We start from the raw sequence: 20546 nt of genomic DNA, 5'->3' as shown, positions 1-20546 counted from the left end.
ACACCGTCTCTGTAACGTGCGCGCCATCATATTCATATGCTCAACTTTATATCACATTACTGTGCTAAAACCTTATTGGTTGATCGCCCCTTTCTTATAGCCAGTCGGATCTGTTTCTCAAGTTCTGCTACCGTAAACACCCCAATACCAATAACCATGATCAATAGTCCATCCAGGAAAGCCACCGCTTCCGTCTTAAATATTGACTGCAAAGACGGTAAATAGGTTATAGCTAATTGGCCCATCGTGACTAATAGGACCGCATACCAGACAACTTTGGTCCCCTTTACTGCCTTCCAGGTTAATGAAGTCCCATACATATTTCGGATAAAGAACAAATGAAAGACTTCCATCACCACCAAAGTGTTCATCGCCATGGTTCTTGCTAACTCAATGGAATAGTCCTGACTAATAGCATAGTGGTAGACCCCAAAAACCCCTGCTACAAACAGCACAGTAACAAATACAATGTGCCAAACTAAAGTTCCAGTCAATAGCGCCTTATTCCTGGGTCTTGGTAATTGCTTCATGGTCCTGGCTTCTGTCGGCTCAAATGCCAAAGCGATACCAAGCGTCACCGCCGTAATCATATTGACCCACAAAATCTGCACAGCCGTAATCGGCAAGGACATACTCAACATTAATGCCAATACAATGGTAAAGGCCTCACCGGTACTCGTCGGCAGCGACCAGCTAATGACTTTTTTGGTATTATCATAAACCGTACGTCCTTCCCTGATTGCCGAGACAATGGACACAAAGTTATCATCTGTCAGCACCAAAGACGCTGCCTCTTTAGCCGCTTCACTCCCTTTGACACCCATCGCAATGCCCGCATCTGCACGTTTTAAAGCCGGTGCATCATTAACACCGTCACCGGTCATTGCCACAACCTCCCCATTCGCTTGCAGGGCTTTAACTAATCGCAACTTATGCTCAGGGCTGGTACGAGCAAAGATATCCACCTTACTGATAGCTTCAATCAAACCCACGTCATCTAACTGATCAAGCTCACTGCCTGTTATGACTCTATCCGTATTGCGCAGTCCGATTTTCTTTGCAATTGCGGCAGCGGTCAGCGCATGGTCACCGGTTATCATTTTGACTTCAATTCCAGCACGATAACACTCGGCTACGGCATCTATTGCTTCACTGCGCGGCGGATCCATTAAACCCACCAAACCTAATAGCACTAAATCACTTTCCACATCACTTTGCGACAGCACAGTGTGTTCTACTGGAACCTTCTTCATGGCCAGTGCCAAAACGCGCTGTCCCTGGCTGGCAATCATTGCCGCCTGCTTCTGCCAATAGTCGTGGTCCAACTCACACATACTGTTGTCCCTGCCTTGCTGGCAATGGCACAACTCTACAATTTTTTCCGGTGCCCCTTTAACAAATACTGCAGCATTACCTTTATGATCATGATTTAAGGTTGCCATGTAACGATGCGCTGCATCGAATGGAATGACATCCGTTCGCACCCATTCCTTTTGGGTCTGCGACACATCCACCCCCGATTTACCTGCAAAGGCCAGCAAGGCTCCCTCCATTGGATCACCTTCTACTAGCCAGTCATCCTGTATTTTTTTAATCTGCGAATCATTACACAACGCAGCTACCAGGCCAGCATGACTCAATCGGTCATCATCTGTTTTCCTGTCCGTGATATCCCCAAGTGGCGAATAGCCCTCTCCACTCACCTGATGTGATCCATCGGCGGTTACAAAACTCGCAACGCTCATTTCGTTGCGCGTTAGTGTTCCCGTCTTATCCGTGCAAATAACGGAAATCGATCCTAGCGTTTCAATTGCCGGCAGTTGCCTGACAATGGCATTACGCTTTGCCATCGCCTGCACACCTACCGCGAGTGTTATGGTTAATACCGCTGGCAGACCTTCAGGAATAGCAGCAACTGTTAAACCCACCACCGCAATAAATAATTCACCAAACTCATACTCTAAAACCCAGTAACCAAAAGCTAAAATTAACCCTGCAATAGTAACAATGACTAGGCTTAACCATTTAGCAAACACATCCATCTGCTCTACCAGTGGTGTCGTTAATGTTTTAACCTGCGAAAGCATGCCACTAATATGGCCAATCTCAGTATCGCTCGCAGTAGCAGTGATTATTCCCTGCCCCTGCCCACTTGTTACCGTTGTACCGCTAAATGCCATACAACTACGATCACCCAAGGTGGCTTGTTGACTTACGGTTTCTGTCCCTTTTTCTACCGCTAATGATTCGCCTGTTAAAATGGCTTCCTGAATATTAAGTCCATGCGCTTTTATCAACCGCAAATCCGCCGGGACTTTATCGCCCGCTTCCAGAAACACAATATCACCGGGTACTAACTGCTCTGCAGCAACCGTCTTCCTTTCCCCGTCACGCATAACTGACGCTTTAAGCGCCAGCATACTTTTAATGGCATCTAAAGCACGTTCAGCCTTACCTTCCTGTAAAATGCCAATGATCGCATTAATCAAGACTACTGCTAAGATCACGGACGTATCGACCCAATGACCTAACAGCGCCGTTATCAGCGCAGATAGGATCAGGACATAAATAAGCATATTATGAAACTGGAGCATAAAACGAAGAAACCAGCTGCGACGAGCTGGTTCAGGTAAGCGGTTATCACCAAATTGGGACAGTCTGATGTTGACTTCCTGCTCGGTTAAACCGTTTGCGTTGGCACTCTGCTTTTGTAATACCGTTGCCACATCCAGCGTATGCCAGGCGATAATCTCGTTTGATCGCTCCATAATGATGTACTACTCTTCTCGCGGTCCTTCTATTCTGGTTAGCTCTATCCAGGATTTCTTCTCAGCTTCCAATAAATCTTCAGCCAACTCTTTATTGTTTGCCTCCCTATCAATTCTGGTAATGCAGGTAGCACGATTTCGCCCCCCAGACTTTGACAGATAGGCAGCCATATCGGCCAGATGCAGTGCTTCTTCCCAGCTCTGCTCTTCAAAAGCTGGCCAGGTTACACAACCAGCTGAAATAGTAATTCTTAACTGCTGCCCTTCAAAGTTAAAGGTTTCTTTACCAATCTTTTTTATCACCCGATCAGCAACGTTGCATAAAGCACCATTGATATTCGGCAACAACAGCACAAACTCTTCTCCACCCCAGCGCACCACCATATCTCGTTCGCGCAACAGCTTTCTAAAACGCTTAGTCATCTCAACCAACACCGCATCACCAACCGCATGACCATAGGTATCATTAACTTTTTTAAAGAAATCCACATCCAGCAATATAATGCCCATGATGTCATCAGCTCGACCGGGGCGATCAAGATTCTTTAATTTCTGATGAAGTTCTTGCATAGTCTTTTGCAGAAAACGACGATTATAGGCTCCTGTTAGCGGATCACGATCGGTTTGCTCAGTTAATTGCACATTATCATCGGCTAAATCTTTATTGCGCTTACGACTGGTTCGCAGCCACTGAACGAGGATGACTGCTATCAGTAAAAATACAAAGGCTAATGCAATCCACAGCTTTTGCCGAGCATTCTTTTCCGCAATCTCAGCATCAGCCGCTACTTTTTCTAAGGAAAGTCGCTCAATCTCGCGATTCTTTTTTTCCGTTTCGTATTGTTCCTGCATTGCCTGAACCGCATCTTCTCGTTCTGACTTTATGATTTCAGATTCAAGTTCGATAATTTTCTTGTAGGACTCTACGGCATTTTCGTGCTCATTAAACTCTTCATACAATTGAGCTAGAGAACGGTACATATCCAGCGCATAGGATTTAGATTGTTGTTCTTCTGCCAGAGCGATAGCTTCTTTTAATAGCGCAATACCACCTTCTTTATCGGTTGATAATGCTATGGCTGCTGCTTTGTTATGCATTGCAACCGCACGACCCACCTTATGCTCAATTTCATCTGCCAGCTCTATCGCCTGATCGGCGTATTCAATAACCTGTTCAAATTTTTCCTGCTCAAGATAATTATGCGACAAGTTGACTCGTACCGTTAATGCCTGGATTTTATCGGTGGTATGTTTTTCCGTCAGCTCCAGTACTTCCTTCAGACATTCGGCTTGCTTTTCAAAGTCACCCTGTAGGGCATAGACCCAGCCCTGGTTGCTTCGAGTATTAATGACCTGCTCAATATCATCGATCTGCTTTGCTTTATCATTGGCCTCAGTTGCAAGACTCATCGCTCGATCCAGATCGCGACGATGAATATTGGCCAATACTAGATAATTAAGAGCACGAATATGATCAGAGGGCCTATTTAAACTCTCGGCTAATTCCGCAGCCTCAAGCGCCACTTCAATGATTTCTGGGATCATTGATTGTGAGTTATAGGCATAAGCTTTCAGCTCAAGATGTTGAAGATAAATTAATGGGGCGTCTTGTGATGGAGCCAATCGATTCACAACCAGCTCCAGTTCTGGAATGTTATTGCTTCTTGCTGCCGCATAACCACGCACTATCAGAGCACCGGCTTCACAAACCTCGCAACTTCTCTCGCTGGCAAAGGCTTCGAGCTTCTTTTGTGCATCCCGAGCCTTATCTATTTGTGATGACAGGGCGGCAAATTTTCCCAACCACATTTGGTATTTTGCTCGTTCTTCCAATGGTGAGCGCTCATCCGGAATGGCGTCTGCCCACTCTAACCGGTTAAGCACCATCTGAGGTGATACACGGCCATTAAGTCCAATATTTTGGATGATATCTTGATAGGTTTCTGCTTTTGCTTGCGGTGAAGTAGTAACAAGTATTAGTAGACTGATGCTTGTTAGTAACAGAATAGATAGTTTTCTTAAGAAAAGGCTAGTATTGGTGTATGACCTTATTTCGGAATAGCTTTTAATTTGCTGACGATCCCTTGATTTAACCGGCTGAGATTGAAGTGTCTGTCTGTCCAGATTAGCCATAGCGCCCCCATAATTTACAAATAGTTTTTATTCGTAATCGAATTCCCTATTGGCTATCTTTTTTCCATTTTATATCGATTGCTTCCAACCCTGACCTTAGTTATATCATTTGATTGGTCATTTTTCATGCACTCTTTTTTGCTTTATTACTTTTCAGGGTGCATTGCGTTGCGAAGGGTCCTTTTTAAAAGCCAGGATCACTTCATCAGGATTGATTTTTGCTCGATGCTGTTTAGTGGCCTGCGCCCACCATTCCAATTGCAAAAATCCTCGCGCGAGGTAATTATCCCAGCGCTGTTGATTCTGCCCCTCCTGGAAACTACCGTCTTCATCGAAAACTTCCTGAGCCTTCGGGATATTAGTCATGGCTGAGACTGGCAGACAACCTAATTCAGACAGTATTCCGCGCATGGACATGGCAGCTCGAACGCCGCCCCATTGTCCGGCAGAATAAGTCACGATAACGCTTGGTTTATAGGAAAATAGTGAACTACCAAAATGATTAAGCAGGTGAGACAAGGCCGGGCTCATGCTGTGATTGTATTCAGGGCTGACCATAATATAGCCGTCTGCCTTCTTAATTTTATCCGCCAACTCATCAAGCTCTTTGGGAGCCTGGCCTGCTGCATAGGAAAATTGAGGTTTGAAAGGAGCTCCCAGTTCATAATCCATGGGATCAATCAGTTCCACGTCATGTTCCGACTGGAATGCTTGCAGATGTTTTAAACAGGCCCTGGCGACTCTAAGTCCGAGTCGCGCAGGCTTGGGAGGTGCGCTGTCTCGCACCGTGCCGAGAAAGAGTAAATATTTCATAAAGTCTCTAGCATGAGTTATTGATCCAGCAGACCGTCATCATCGCTGTCTTCATCAATATGATCAACATCATCACCACCGTCATCTACTTGCTTTACGGTTTCAGCCAAGGCTTTACCCGCCTTAAATTTTGCGCCAGCTTTTTGCTGTACCACATGCTCAGCTGATGCGCTGCCATCATCACAATCCGAACCTGCCTGACAAACGCTTTGTGCCTGGTCCAGTGTAATATCAATATCAGGAATCGGATCGCCTGCGCGCTTGGTGGAATCATCTTGGGTGGCGGCTTGTTTTTCAACTTTCATACCACGCTTAATATCAGACTTTTCAATCCCGCGTGCATTGTCCTGAACGGTTGCGTCTTCCTGAGTAGATTCTTTGTCAGTGCCATGAGCTAACGCCATACCACTACCAAATAACAGAGACATCCCCAATGCAACAGCAGTTAATTTATTACTAGTCTTCATAACGAACTCCTTTGTTTAGCTTTCTAATCAATTTAGCCCCTGCTTTGTCATCCCGCGGCTAGACCGCGGGATCCAGTGACTTTTGTAAATGTGTTAAAAGAGACTAGACTCACTTACCAAGAGGATTAGTAACGAGAAAAGGTTTACTTCCCTTAACTATTCGATATTAAGCATACCTTCGGCTTTCTGAACTTAAGCTAAATGGCGATCTGACCTTCCAAATACAACACCGCCTTACCCGCCACATGCACCCTATCACCCACTAGTCTACAATTGACCACACCACCGCGCTGCGAGGCCTGAAAAGCAACCAGCTCCTGCTTACCCATTTTTTCCGCCCAATAAGGCGCAAGCCCGGCATGAATCGAACCCGTCACCGGATCTTCATCACCCCCATTAGCTGGCCAAAAATAGCGTGATACAAAATCATAATCTTTGCCCGGCGCTGAAACCACCACATCATAAGGTGCCAACTGCTTTAGCTGCTCACTATCGTATTCCATCAATCTGACAGATTCTTCATCATCATAAATTGCAAAATATGCCTGCTCATTGCGTAATATCTGACGAGGACCCTTTGACAAGCCATCCAACAAAGCCTGTGGCACATCGCCGACCGGCTCCGGTTTTCGATTCGGAAAACTCATATCGATCATGCCATCGGCCTGTCGAGTGACCGTCAGATCGCCCACGGCTTCCGCACTGAAAATCACCTCTGTTAATTCATTATTTTTGAGGAACACCACAAACGCTGAAGCCATGGTCGCATGACCACAAAAATCAATCTCGGTTAAAGGCGAGAACCAACGAATCTCATAATGATTATTTTTAACAGGTTTAAGAAAAGCCGTTTCTGAAAGATTATTCTCAGCAGCAATCGACAACATCAAATCATCATCAAGCCACTCATCAGTCATAACCACCGCCGCAGCATTGCCCTTAAACAACTCACCAGTAAAGGCATCAACCACATGCATCTCGACAGTCATATAATTCCTCTTCTTACCTAATTTATAATTTATAGTTTGTAAGTCTAAAGTTTTCTGGCTCTTTATAGGATGGGTTAGCATTTATGCGTAACCCATCGCTTACTACATTGATGGGTTACGCATAAATGCTAACCCATCCTATCTGCTATTGAACAATCCTTGGACCTAAACGGTGCGTCACGACGCACCCTACTGTTATAAACTACTTATCTAAATTTGCTCCGGGAAGTAATCCTTGTTTAAATTTTGTTCCTCAGCGAGCATCTGATTTCTTCGTGCCATTGTTTCATGCCAATCTTGCGCCTCACGATCTTTGAAGAAGTTTGCATTTGGCGCCAATCGCTCTACCGCCGCCTCAACTTCATCAAGAGTAACTCGGAAAAACTCTTTTCTCATATTCGCCATATTTACTCGGCGATCCTCAAATTCATTATGTAATGCCGCCTCTAGAGATGGTGCTTCCTCACTATATATCATTGCATGAGTGTCAAATGTAAACGGTACACTTGCATCTCCAAGTTCACGAACACGATCATCCGGATCTATCCTGCGTGTGAGACCTATTTTTACAACATCCTCGCCAAATGAGCCTACATTTGAAATTATATATACATAACCTGAACGTGTTATCTGCGCCATTGCTCTTGCTCGTTCGCTCTGTTCATGAGCTTCAGCTAATCTATTCTCCAACTCTTTTACTTTTTCCTTAAGGGCCTCATTAGCCATATTTGAGCCAGCCTCATCACGAGCCCTTGCCAGCATTTTCTGGTATTCTCTTTCTTTCTTTTCTGCTTCTTTTACTTCTGCTAAAAGCCTTTTTTCCTCTCTTTCTTCCCTAGCGCGTTGGGCTCTCTCATCCCTTTCGATTTTTAACTGCTCCCGGTATTCATGAGTAAGGAAAAGCTCTTCTAACTTCAAGCTAATGTACTCATCAGTGATTTCTATTCCCATTGATGCATTTGCTTTATTAATTGCCTCTGCCGCCTTTCTGATCCTCTTGTCCATCGCTTTTACATTATTCCAGCGTGTATTAGCAATCGCAGCCTCGCATTCATTGTTAAAAGCCCTCATCGTCAAACGAACCTGTCGATTAATTAGTGTTTTCCCCTTAGATAAACTATTATCCACAAGCCAGTTTGTCGGACAGATAGTAGCTTCTTTATCAGAAAGCATCTTCTTTTGTCGTTCTCGTGTCTCTTTAATTTTTTCTTTATACTTTTCGCTATCTTGGTAATCAAAGTGCGGTTCATAGACTCCAAGTTCAGCAAAGGCTAGGCGTTCATCATATATAGACAACGTTTCCTTTAGACTTTTAAAAAGTATGTATTTCTCTTTATAATCCGATCGTAACTCTGTTATTTTTTCTGAAATTTTAACAGCTTCTTTCCTTAGTCTGTCCACCTCATCTTCTTCAGAGATTATATGGGCGAATCTATTTCTTTCAGACTCAATAGCTTTTAGATACTTTTCCCTTTCTTCTTTGAGAAGAGTGCTGTATTTCAGCTTTTGTTTATTTATAGAGTACCTACATACAAGACCTGTAATTACAGAAGCTATGAGAACTATTATCAGTCCTATCCCTTGAGGATTCGTAAACATTTCTTGCAAATATTCCAAGTTGATTCTCCCAAATAACTATCCTTAAATCACTACCCGATTTCTGCCTTCGCGCTTACCGACATATAGCATGTTATCTGCTCGTGTTATAAGTGCATCGAGATCATCTTCTTCATTGGCGACAGAAATACCAATGGTGACACTTAGGCGCTGATCGCTCATGTCGCCTTCTAGCTTTATCGCAGCGACACTTTCTTTTAAGCGTTCTGCGATGGTTTGAGCTTCGCTTGCATTGGTGTTCGCCAATCCCACGATAAATTCTTCTCCGCCAAAGCGTCCAATAATATCGCTTGGTCGTAGTGACTGCTGACAAACCTCGACGATTTTAATTAAAATCAGATCGCCGAAGGTGTGACCCCAGGTGTCGTTAACGCGCTTAAAGTGATCGACATCGATCATGAATAGACTGAAGGGTGCTTTTTCAAATTGAGAACGTTGCAACAGTGATTCGGCCCGCTTCATAAAATGCCCTCGGTTATCGACGCCTGTTAGCGCATCACTTTCAGCAGCCGTGCGCAATCGCTCTTCCAGGGATTTCCGCTGTGTTATTTCTTTTTCCAGATGTCTGTTTTGTTCACGTTCCTCTTTAAGTAGCGCAAATTGCCTCCGTTGCAGAAATTCTATCCGCAGCAAAGCGGTGTAACCGACGATATTTGCTACCATTATCAAAAGTCCGATAGTAACGGTAGCTACGGATGATAATCCCGCAAAAACCACGGCTACTGTTAAAAAGCTGACACTTAAATATAGGCTCGCTAACGCTGACACAGTTAGCAGGTTGGGAATCAGTAGGTAAAACGCCATGATCGCCACCACTATCGCGGTGACTTGGGTGGAGAGGCTTTCTGGGCGTAAGGGAACAATAAGAATAATACCGGTCGCGACTATCCACAGTGGTAAAGCATGTAGCCAAACCTTTCGAGAATAACCGCCACTACGTCCAATGATAAATGCTAAAATCAAACATGAGCTAACCACTACGATGCGCATGGTTAACAAGAGATAATATTCGCGGGTTAAGCCCAGCAGGTTGTAGTCGGTAATGCCAAACAAAGCAAACAACACCGCTACCACAATCAATGCAAAGCGAGTTTCAAAGCGGACACTTTTCTCAATAGAATCCCGGTACTGTAACTCATCGCTATTGGAACGAAATTGTCCCGTTAGCCAATGTATGTCATTGTTTTTTTGTTGTGACAAAGGTCTGCCTTTTTATGTATTGCCGCAAAGTCACAGATTATTCTTCGCGGTTAAGCTTAATTTTTTCAATTAATGGCCAATTTCTTCTTCTGTAAATAAATAATCTTTTAGCTGTTGATCGAATTTAGGATCGCGTCGTCTAATCCACTCAAGCACCATAGCTGCGTGTTCTTTTTCTTCGTCACGATTATGTTCTAATATTTTTTTTAACTCGTCATCTTTGCAGCAGTCAATTCGCTGGTTATACCAATTTACCGCTTCTAATTCTTCCATTAAGGAAACAATCGCACGGTGCATATCTTTAGTGGTGTCGGATAATTCTTCATAAGGTTCGTGATAACCTTCGTTCGCCATGACTGACTCCTTAAGCAATTATTTGAACCAATTTGCTAAACCATACTACAAAGCTGAGTATTTCCCAATACTACTTAGAATAGGACTATCGATACTCTAAACCGACCATATCGCCTTTCCAGACTAGTTCATATTGCCCATCAACCCACCAACCGACCTCGCCATACCTTGGCACCTTCATGCCATTAACCTCATGGTAGTCTTTGAAATGCCCCTCCCACGGCTTCTGTTGATAGCCGCCCTCAAATTGGCCATAACGGGCATCGGTATAAACAGCCACCACTTCGCCTGTTTGTTTGAAGGTAAACTCCAGTGCGACGGTTATGTTGTTCACGGTTATTGAGGCCAGTGCTTTTTCATCGTCAATCGCCGTCCAGGTTACTCCTGATTCCGGCAACAGGGCTGTGGGATACCAGACACCTTCCGCTAAATAACGATGCAGCTCGCCTGAATTGATTTCCATGTGTCCGCCATCACTGGCTACTGGGATGATTGAGAATAGTTTTATTTGACCCGAACCAACACCATCAAGATAGCGGTCTCGTATGCTAATCCATAAGGCAGGGAACAATATTACTCGTGCGTTCCATTCAAAACTTTTGCTGGGGGGGTAAACTTTGTGTTGGGCACGGAAGGAGAACCATTTATTCTTGTCGGTACTAGTTCTAAGCACACCGCTTTGGTTAATGGTTACCTGGTTAATGTAGGTTTGTCCATCGGTTAATACATGCCTGAAGTATCGTTGAACAGGGGCAGGCAGTGATTCCAGTTTACTAAAATCGACACAAGCTTGATTCTGTTGCATCTTCCTCACTCCTTGCTGACTTTATTATTAAAAATTTACTGCGTTACTTCTTATTCCGGAAAATAGCGGTAGTGCCCGGTGATTTTATAATCGAACAACATGTCTTCTAACTTGGGGCCGGCACCAATGTTATGCACAATCAGAGGGTTTCCAGATTTGGCATCCTTTTGGTCTGTGACAATGCCGATATGAGGTAAATTTCCCGGCAACATCCATGAAACCATATCTCCGGCTTGGTAATGATCGGCACTTTGGCTGATCGTAAGACTTTCGCCATGACGAGCAAAAAATGTTTGTAAGTTTGGTACCCGCCTATGGTCAATATTCTTGTCCGTAGTGTTCAATCCCCAAATTCGCTTCGATGGGTACTGATCAAAACTATCACGCATGTCTTCATGCACAGCCTGCTGTAAATCGATTCCCAGTTTGCGGTAGGAGCGAATCACGACATCGGTGCAGACTCCAATGTCGGCTGGCACATCACCATTAGGGTAATCAATGGCCAGGTAGCGACCGTCGTAAGTGATGTCATATTGGGTTCGCTCAATCGCTGCATCGACTAACTCTTTGCTCTGCGTGCTTGCCCATAAGACGCATGGCATTACAATGCCGATGATAAGAATCATCTTTTTCATGAGCTTTTCTTACTCTTAAATAATTTACTTAATAACCAACTCACTAAAACAAACACCGTTACCCAGATAACGAAGTCCACAAGAAGTCCCATCCAGAATGATGTTTGCTCAAAAGGATTATAACCAAAAAGATAAAACCCTAATCGCGTAATGAAATAGGAAATAATAAATGCCGTTATATGTCTGCTGTTCTTTGTCATACTATTCTCCTTTTATTCTGGTGTTCGTTATCAATCACTATTATTCAAACATGGCGTCATAACGTCGCTGCATTTCTTCCGGTTCTACTTTCTCGATTTCGTGTCCCAGCATCCAATCATGACCAAAGGGATCTCGAATCGTACAAGAGCGCTCACCATAAAAGTGATCCGCTGCTTCTCGAATCACTGTAGCTCCAGCGGCAATAGCCCGCGCGGCTAATTCATCACAATCATCACAGTGAATGTGTAATAGAAAACCGGTCTTGCCAGGTGCTTCCGGGCCATAACAATCATATTCCGGAAACTCATCAGAAACCATCAGAACAATGTTGCCTAAATCAAGTTCCACATGCCCGATCTTGCCGCTTGGATCAATCAGTCGAAACTTTTCCTTTGCGCCGAATACTTTAGTGTAAAACTCAACAGCAGCCTCAGCGCCTTTTACTCTTAGATAAGGGTACACTCCGTGAATGGTATTGTTAAGTTGATTCATCATGACCTCCTTGCTTGCTCTTGCTTACTTCTTACCTCATAAAAATGAGGTGTCTGGTTACAGACTATTTTTATAAGGCCTAGTTTACAAGTTTTACTACATTAAATTATAAATTTCAGCAGTAACTCTAAAGGTAGTTACTCACCATTTGAGTCTAACTTTCCTTCTATCATCAATATGGCCCTCTACTAATTTGCCAGTTATCATTTTCTTGCTAAATCAAATGTAAACTCTTCCACTATGCTATTGACTGTACAGCACTATGAGAGGATATTAGCTAAGCAAGAGAGACTCTATCTTTCCCTCGGCTAGCGTAGATTTAACGCGCTACCGTTCTTAAGTTTTATCAACTCGATCAACGAGTTAGAAGTTTGATTTTCGCTTTGCGATCAATGACTCTGACTATTCATTCTAGCCAGCACCACCATTTGATTAATTAGACCTTACCACGACCCAGTTATTGGTGTTGTGCCTGCGCCTATGCGCGTCGATTTTTGCCATGGAGGTGAAAATTATGACTCAGACTAATTTATCCACAGAAACATATTTACCACTTTTTCTTTTTGCTGACCTAACTGTTGCTTATCCGACTCTGGATAACAGACTTCGCCTGTGTGCTTATTGCACACAGCAATTTCACCTTGGAGGTGAAAAATGAATTTTTTCCATAAACATGCCACGCATATGCTGTGGTCAATATTAACACTGGTATTTCTGGCTGGTTGTAGTGACCGGGATGAAATCCTGGGACCAGACTCGGCTGCAGCCCTACCCCCAATGGTGACGGCTTTCACTCCAGCTGACAATGCGACCCTAGTATCCCCTATTGCTCCTGGTATCACCGTTACTTTTAGTGAACCTATGTCAGCTCTTGCTGCCGGTAACTTTACGGTCACTTGTGCTGCACCCTGTGCCAATCCTAATGGCACTGTGTCTCTTGATGCATCAAATACCATTGCAACTTACACCTTAGCTGTCGGTTCCGAACTTGAGGAAAACACTTTATACACTGTCACAGTGGATGGGGCAGAAAGCCTTGAGACAGGGTTAAACTTGGAGCAAGCAACGGTCTGGACCTTTTCCACGGCTGCAAGACCCCGAGTGACTGCTGTTGCTCCGATCAATAATGCTACTGGCGTGCCTGTAAATATCACAGGTATTACCGCTAACTTTACCGAACCCATGGTAGCGCTTACTGGCAGTGCCAGTTTTGTCGTGACTTGTGAAGCCCCATGCACCAGCCCAACAGGTTCTGTTGCTCTCGATTCTACCAATCAAATTGCCACCTTCAGCCCCGATGCTGTGCTTGAACCAAGCACTCTTTATACGGCAACGGTCACTGCAGGGCAGAGCCTATCAACCGGTCTTACCATGGCTAACCCTTTTGTCTGGTCATTTACCACCGGTTTAACGGCTGATGTGACACGACCACGAGTGACTATAACCGCACCTGAAACCAGCGATCCAGGTCCGACACTCGACGTTCCGATTAATAGCAACATCTCTGCAACATTCACAGAGGACATGGCACCTACCTCGATTACCGATGCGGGTACTTTCACCCTAACCTGCGAAGCACCTTGCGTATCCCCTGATGGCGTGGTCAGCTACTCAGTTGGCTCCAGAACTGCAACCTTCAGTCTTACTCCTGTTGGCACAGAGCTCGAACCAGACACTACCTATACTGCGACCATCACCATTGCTGCGACAGACTTAGCAAGCAATGCCCTGGCAGGTAATCAAGCCGCCTTGCCTGCTGCCAGTGATTATATATGGACTTTCACCACTAGTGCCGCTGCTCTACCACCTTCGGACATCACGGTTAATTCCGTAAGCCCGATACTGGGCGACGTTGGTGTTTGCCCTACTGCAACGGTTAATGTGACCTTTGACGTTTCATCTGGCCTGCAAATGGATCCGGATACCATCAACTCAGTGACATTCACAGTGTTCGAAACCAATACTCCGCTTAACACTATCACCGCACAATCTATCGTGCTCGATGGTGCTAACGATATTGCAACCTTTACTCCCCAAAACGACCTGCTCGATGGCGTTGAATATACTGCCACGGTTAAAGGTGGTGAGAATGGTGTTAAGGACCTTGCAGTCCCTGCCAATATCATGGTTGAAGATTTTGTCTGGAATTTCCATGTTGGCCCAGCCACCAATGAATGCCTACAGCCTGTTGACCTTAACAGCGCCGTACCATTCGGTATGCTTGCCGGTACAGCCGGTATGACTAACGAAGGTATCCTGACAATCGTTAATGGTGACCTTGGCTCTACTACAACAGCCACCGGTTCGATTACTGGGTTCCGCGACGCCAACAATGACGTCTATACCGTTACTGGGTCTAATGACGGCACAGTAAACGGTGTCATCTTCAGCTGCACCACCTCCACCACCGGACCAACATCCGGCGCGGTTAATGCTGATAATTGCAACGCTGCCACTATTGCTCGCAATGACGCGATTGATGCATTCAACGCACTGGCAGGCTTACCGGGCGGACCTGATCCTGCTTTTGGCAGTCCTAAAGGCAACCTTGCCAATGAAGTACTCGCTCCTGGGGTCTATACCTCGGAAAGTGGTTCTTTCTTGATGGAAGGTGGCGATCTGACGCTAGACGCACAAGGCGATGCTAATGCTGTGTGGGTTTTCCAAATGGCAACTACGCTAACCGTTGGTGGCCCCGGCGCAGCCTTTCCTCAGAGCATCGTTCTTATCAATGGTGCACAGGCGAAGAATGTTTTCTGGCAGGTTGGCAGCTCCGCAACCATTAATGAAGCTGGCGGTGGCACTATGGTAGGAACGATTATAGCTTCTGCCGGTGTCTCTTTCTCCACTTCAGGCAATGTCGATATCGTAACCCTGGATGGTCGAGCAATGTCGCTCAATGCTTCGGTGACGGTAGTTAACACCATCATCAATGTCCCGGCTCAGTAATGAAAGCCGAGACAATGAATAAGAACATATTGGAGAACAACATGAAATTTTCGAACATTTCGAGACTCCTGAGTCTGTTTGTGCTGACGGCAGCCGCCAGCCAAGTTGCTACAGCAGAGGATTCAGACTGGAAACATACCGACCGGAAAGACTCCGGCTGGTATATCGGCGGTAATATTGGTCAGTCCTATGCGGACATCGATAAAGCAAAAATCACCAGCAGCCTGCTCAGTTCAGGCTTTACCACAACAGCATTCGATGCTGATGAACGTGACACAGGTTACAAGCTCTTTGGTGGCTATCAGTTCAATAGCTTTTTAGCTGTCGAGTTCGGCAAATTTGACCTGGGTGGATACGACTTTATCGCAACCACACAACCGGCAGGTACCCTGTCTGGCGCAATTGAGATTGAAGGCTATAATCTCGATCTTGTCGGCACCATACCTTTTACTGAACGGTTCTCAGTATTTGGCCGAGTCGGGGCACAATACGCTGAGGCTGAAGATCAGTTTAGAGGCACTGGACTCGTCAATGTGCTTAACCCTAACCCCGAGGAGAGCGACACCAACTACAAAGTAGGCCTTGGTCTTCAATATGCTATGACCCGCTCCCTTGATATGCGGTTTGAGGTCGAACGCTATCGCATTGACGATGCGGTAGGTAATACCGGCGACATTGATATGCTCTCACTTGGTTTGGTGTATCGCTTTGGACAAACGGCTGCACCAGCTAAAATAGTGAAAGCACCACCAACACCGGTTGCAGAACCTATTCTGGTTTTAGTTCCTGCAACTGAGCAGTACTGTAGTATTCTCGACATACAGTTCGATATTAACCAAGACTCGATAGAGCTGGATGACCAAGAAAAACTCAGCGTCGTTGGTACCTTTATGAATAAGTACCCTGATACCACTGCTGTGATCGAGGGACATACTGATAGCGTTGGCTCGGAGGCAAAAAATCTCGAGCTATCTCAACAGCGCGCGCAGCATGTCGTCAATTACTTGGTGACCGAGCACAATATTGAACGTGCTCGACTCAAAGCAATTGGTAAAGGCGCTACTCGTCCGCTTGCCAGCAATAGCACTGATGCAGGTAAACGTCTGAATCGACGTATTCATGCCATCATTGCCTGCGCTCAAGATATTAAGGGGCTAGAGCCAGCAGGTGACAGAATGACCATGGCTTTACAAATGGAGTTCGATACAAACCAGGCAAATGTGAAACCCCAATATCATGACGAACTCGAAAAGGTTGCGCAGTTCATGCGTCACCATCCTGATGTCAAAGCAACCGTAGAAGGTCATGCCAGTAATCGACAAAGCACAACAGCCACACAATCGATGCAGCTTTCAAGTCAAAGAGCGCGGAATGTTGTTAATTATCTAGTCACCAACTTCGGCATCGAAAGCTCACGCTTTACTAGTGAAGGCTTCGGTGAAACCAGACGTGTTGCCTACAACACGACCATCGAAGGGCAACAGGAAAACCAACGCGTCAATATCTTATTCACCTATGAATAAGTAACAGCGCTAAACAGCAGTAGATAATTAAAAAGGGAGCGACATTCGCTCCCTTTTTTTGACTCTGTTAATTAGCAGCTTTTTCCATATAACTGCTCAACTCCAACCATAAAATTTGCCATCGCATCCACTAGTGATTTTGAAATAACTGGATGCCTGACAATACCGTCTTCATCAAGATTACTGCCAAGCAAGGGAATGGAAATGGATGCGCCTTCTATAATCACACCTGACATGGTTTGCGTGACCTCACGTAAGGCTGCGATAGCATGACTGGATCTCGGCGAAGTATTGAGAATTGCCACTGGCATTGACACAAACTCCTCGCCACTGACCAACCAGTCTAGTGCGTTTTTCATAACACCACTTATACCATGTGCATATTCAGGACTGGCTATAAACAATCCTTGTGCATTCGCTAGCGCGGCTTTAAGCACCATAACTTGCGAAACCTCTTCTTCAGGAACATCTGGATTGAAAGGTGGCAACTTCCCCATACCTTCAAACACATCAACCTCCATTCCACTCGGGGCCAGCTTTTTCATCGCTTTCAACAAAGCAGTGTTGTATGACAATTTCCTCAGACTTCCTGATAGAGCTAATATTTTCAACTGCGAGTCCTTATGTTTCGATTAATCAAAATCTCTGTTGTAAAAAAGGGGCAGAATCTGCCCCTTTTGTGTTACCTTTTTTTCGTGCTTAATCTCGAAGTATTGAATCCATTACCATTCCTTCTTTTACTGCTCTACCAATTCTACACGCCGGTTCTTACCTCGACCCTGATCGCTGTTATTGGTTGCCACCGGTGCAGTATAGCCAACACCCCAAGATTTCAGTCGTGTTGCAGCAATGCCGTAATCATTAATTAAAGCTTGCTTCACTGATTCAGCACGACGTTTAGATAGATCAATATTGTAATCAAAATCCCCTTGATTATCGGTATGGCCGACGACCAACAATTTCAGATCAGGATTCTCTTTTAACAATTTACCAATCTCATCCAGGGTCGGTTTCGAATCGGTTTTGATCGTGGCTTTATTGGTGTCGAAAAATAATCCATAAAGCGCCACTTTACCGGTTTGGCCGATTTGTTCAGCCATCTCGCTGGCTTTGATCATTACAACTTTGCTTTCCTGAGCTTTTTCTTCGACCACATCAAGCTGAGCAAAAACACGTTCGCTATTTTCGGCACTATTGGTGCGTCCGTTCTGAATCACATGCAGAACCACATAAACACTCCCTTCGGGGCGTGTTTTTTTAGCGACTAGATAACGCGTTTGATCATTCTGCGCGTTACCAAAAAGAAGGTTAAACACACTATAGCCAGGAGCTGCGTATTTAAAATTGTTACCGCTACCCCTAACAGAGCAAGAGTCCTCACCACTGTTGCCACTACATTCGAAAACTATCGTGAAATCATTCTCCGCAAGGACATCCTGATAAGCTCTGAACACCGCCAGGCTACTAGCCCCAGCCGGAGCTCGGTATGTAATACGTGTTAACTTTCCTTCCTTGCGATCCATATGCTTTGCATGTTCTTGCTGACTGTTAGATGTCAGAGGCTCAACAATAAAACTATATTCATCAAAATCCGTGTAGCTGTACTTAATAATGTCGGAACCTTCAAAGCGTCCCGTCAACGGATGGTCCTTGGCACCTTCAACATCTGATGCAAAGCCTGTAGCTACACAACAGAACATGAGTATGGTTACTATGATTCGACTCATATCATTACTCCTTATGATTACTTTTCATTATTTAATCTCTACCAATTTATGTATGACGCGGTGAGTTTTAAGTTGGCCCATACAGGAAATCCTGTATGGGTTTCTTTCTTGGGATGCTAATACCAACACGTCAAATGGCAACTGCCTAATCTCCATACCACCAATGCCAGAAGAAGTACCAGGTAGTCATTACCGAGGTATAGGTACGAGTGTTGTCGATCACCCCATCTCCATTGGTATCATCTTCCCTCAAAGTCAAATTACCATTATCATCGTAGCTATAGTTGCGCCTCTCATCCACCACACCATCACCATCTATGTCTCTTTCCCAGTATGTTTGGTTACCGTTATCATCATAGGTATAAGTATTGCGAATGTTCACCACCCCATCGCCATTGGTGTCTGCCTCCCACAAGATCCGATTGCCATTACTGTCATAGCCGTAGGTAACACGATAATCAACAAAGCCATCTCCATCAGTATCAAGCTCTCTTAGTGTTTCGTTACCATTCGAATCATACTCATAAACGCGGATATCATCTGCTACTCCGTCGCCATCCTTGTCCCACTCTCTTAATGTCACGTTACCATTATCATCCCGAGTGTAAGCATAAGTAATATCAATCACACCATCAGGCTCATTATCCCACTCTTCTAGTATGAGGTTATTATTATCGTCATAAGTGTAGGAAATACGCTGGCTTACTGTGCCATCGGCACCACTGTCAGTTTCTTGTAGTACTAGATTACCTCTGTCGTCATATTCGTAACTACGAGTGTAATTTAATGTTCCATCACCATTGCTGTCTACTTCCATCAAAGTTTGGCTGCCGTTAGCATCGTAGTCATAACTACGAATCTGATCCGCCACTCCGTCAGCATCGCTGTCCTCTTCCCACATGATCCGGTTTCCATTGTCATCATAGGTATAGGTATCCCTATCATCGACAACACCGTCCCCATCGTTGTCTCTTTCCAACATGGTTAGATTGCCGTTAGCATCGTAGGTACGGGTTGTGAGCCGATCTATCGTGCCGTCTGCATTACTATCGTCCTCCCACAACATCTGATTTCCACTCTCATCATAAGTGTATGTGGTAGAACTATTAACAATACCATCGTTATCGGTATCCAGATCCACATCCTCCATGATAAAGACTTCGGGCGTTAGATTTAAACCGGCATACAAGCTATCGAGCGCCGCTCCAGGCTGGCGTATCACCTTAGCACCACCCCACAAGTCTTCTGCCCGACCAGCCGCTAACAGTTCGCGTAAGTTAAAATCGTCGATAAATTCAATCGAAGGCTGTTCAAAGTCTAGCGTTGTGCTAGTAGCCAGCGCATGTAATTCGTCAGGGATTTGAATGTTGTTACTCAGATCATTATCGCCATCCAATGTTTGTAAAAATACCGCAATGTTTGCGACCTGCTCAAACGGTGAACCGCGACCAAATTGTCTTCGCTGCTGATAAGTTTCTAATGCGGTAACTGGCGGTTCTATGCCAACCAAATCAAAAGGACTCACCACCGCCGCAGAAGCTGTATTCCCGATGAGAATATCGCCCACATAAAAACTAACCGTTTCACCTTCAAGATACAGAAACTCACCATCAGCATTCGTAAACCCCGACTGAGTGCTCGTTTCATAACGTAAATTTTGCACCGGCCCATCCACAAAAACACCTTTCAGGGCAACGGGATCTGGGATACCATCGTCGCGAGAGCTGCCAGAGTCGCTGCAAGAGGTTAATAACAAAGTGATTAAAACCAAACCTGATAGTTTGGACATTAGATTGATAAACATCATAAACTCCTATAGTTTTCATTTTCTCCATACTTCCTCTGTCAGACTTGTCTTATAGTCTTAGACGCT

Annotated in this window: 16 protein-coding genes; 2 read left to right on the top strand and 14 right to left on the bottom strand. The window is 44.9% G+C overall.

Translation table 11 applies throughout. From position 1 onward, the window contains the following. Positions 1-56: 56 nt before the first annotated feature. From ACYTXU_RS12760 to ACYTXU_RS12710, 11 genes are all read right to left on the bottom strand, one after another. Positions 57-2768, bottom strand: coding sequence for a cation-transporting P-type ATPase (locus ACYTXU_RS12760; RefSeq protein ID WP_462207164.1), 2712 nt, complete (start codon positions 2766-2768; stop codon positions 57-59). 9 nt (positions 2769-2777) lie between these two features. Then, positions 2778-4901, bottom strand: a complete 2124-nt coding sequence (locus ACYTXU_RS12755; RefSeq protein WP_462207162.1) for a diguanylate cyclase domain-containing protein — start codon at positions 4899-4901, stop codon at positions 2778-2780. A gap of 153 nt (positions 4902-5054) precedes the next feature. Then, the gene (locus tag ACYTXU_RS12750; protein ID WP_462207161.1) at positions 5055-5714 is read right to left on the bottom strand and encodes an NADPH-dependent FMN reductase; all 660 of its coding nucleotides are present in this window, start codon (positions 5712-5714) and stop codon (positions 5055-5057) included. 17 nt (positions 5715-5731) lie between these two features. Next, entirely contained in the window at positions 5732-6181 is a 450-nt protein-coding gene (locus ACYTXU_RS12745) for a hypothetical protein (RefSeq protein ID WP_462207159.1), read from the bottom strand. Between the two features lie 197 nt (positions 6182-6378). Continuing rightward, positions 6379-7170: a PhzF family phenazine biosynthesis protein gene (locus ACYTXU_RS12740; RefSeq protein WP_462207158.1), complete on the bottom strand. Its 792-nt coding sequence runs from the start codon at positions 7168-7170 to the stop codon at positions 6379-6381. Positions 7171-7380: 210 nt separating this feature from the next. Beyond that, positions 7381-8787 carry a DUF4041 domain-containing protein gene (locus ACYTXU_RS12735; protein WP_462207157.1) on the bottom strand — a complete coding sequence of 469 codons (1407 nt, stop codon included), beginning with the start codon at positions 8785-8787 and terminating at the stop codon, positions 7381-7383. A 24-nt stretch (positions 8788-8811) separates the two neighbouring features. Further along, positions 8812-9987 (bottom strand): GGDEF domain-containing protein, encoded by a 1176-nt coding sequence (locus tag ACYTXU_RS12730; protein ID WP_462207156.1) that lies wholly within the window; start codon positions 9985-9987, stop codon positions 8812-8814. A gap of 69 nt (positions 9988-10056) precedes the next feature. Further along, the gene (locus ACYTXU_RS12725) at positions 10057-10341 is read right to left on the bottom strand and encodes an encapsulin-associated ferritin-like protein (RefSeq protein ID WP_462207155.1); all 285 of its coding nucleotides are present in this window, start codon (positions 10339-10341) and stop codon (positions 10057-10059) included. 85 nt (positions 10342-10426) lie between these two features. Continuing rightward, a complete protein-coding gene (locus ACYTXU_RS12720) occupies positions 10427-11146 on the bottom strand; it encodes a DUF6920 family protein (RefSeq protein WP_462207154.1) in 720 nt (239 codons plus the stop codon). 50 nt (positions 11147-11196) lie between these two features. Then, positions 11197-11772 carry a DUF1287 domain-containing protein gene (locus tag ACYTXU_RS12715; protein ID WP_462209433.1) on the bottom strand — a complete coding sequence of 192 codons (576 nt, stop codon included), beginning with the start codon at positions 11770-11772 and terminating at the stop codon, positions 11197-11199. Between the two features lie 249 nt (positions 11773-12021). Beyond that, positions 12022-12477 carry a VOC family protein gene (locus tag ACYTXU_RS12710; protein ID WP_462207153.1) on the bottom strand — a complete coding sequence of 152 codons (456 nt, stop codon included), beginning with the start codon at positions 12475-12477 and terminating at the stop codon, positions 12022-12024. A gap of 651 nt (positions 12478-13128) precedes the next feature. On the opposite strand from ACYTXU_RS12710, the gene ACYTXU_RS12705 reads away from it, so the two are divergent. Beyond that, positions 13129-15423, top strand: a complete 2295-nt coding sequence (locus tag ACYTXU_RS12705; RefSeq protein WP_462207152.1) for an Ig-like domain-containing protein — start codon at positions 13129-13131, stop codon at positions 15421-15423. Positions 15424-15464: 41 nt separating this feature from the next. After that, entirely contained in the window at positions 15465-16946 is a 1482-nt protein-coding gene (locus ACYTXU_RS12700; protein ID WP_462207151.1) for an OmpA family protein, read from the top strand. A gap of 71 nt (positions 16947-17017) precedes the next feature. Here the strand turns inward: ACYTXU_RS12700 and ACYTXU_RS12695 are convergent, their stop codons facing one another. From ACYTXU_RS12695 to ACYTXU_RS12685, 3 genes are all read right to left on the bottom strand, one after another. Further along, positions 17018-17557, bottom strand: a complete 540-nt coding sequence (locus ACYTXU_RS12695) for an NADPH-dependent FMN reductase (RefSeq protein ID WP_462207150.1) — start codon at positions 17555-17557, stop codon at positions 17018-17020. Between the two features lie 126 nt (positions 17558-17683). Next, entirely contained in the window at positions 17684-18673 is a 990-nt protein-coding gene (locus tag ACYTXU_RS12690; protein ID WP_462207149.1) for an OmpA family protein, read from the bottom strand. A 145-nt stretch (positions 18674-18818) separates the two neighbouring features. Further along, entirely contained in the window at positions 18819-20480 is a 1662-nt protein-coding gene (locus tag ACYTXU_RS12685) for an RHS repeat domain-containing protein (protein ID WP_462207148.1), read from the bottom strand. Between the last annotated feature and the right edge of the window lie 66 nt (positions 20481-20546).

Source organism: Kangiella sp. M94 (assembly GCF_054926195.1).
This window is presented reverse-complemented; position numbering and strand designations above follow the sequence as displayed.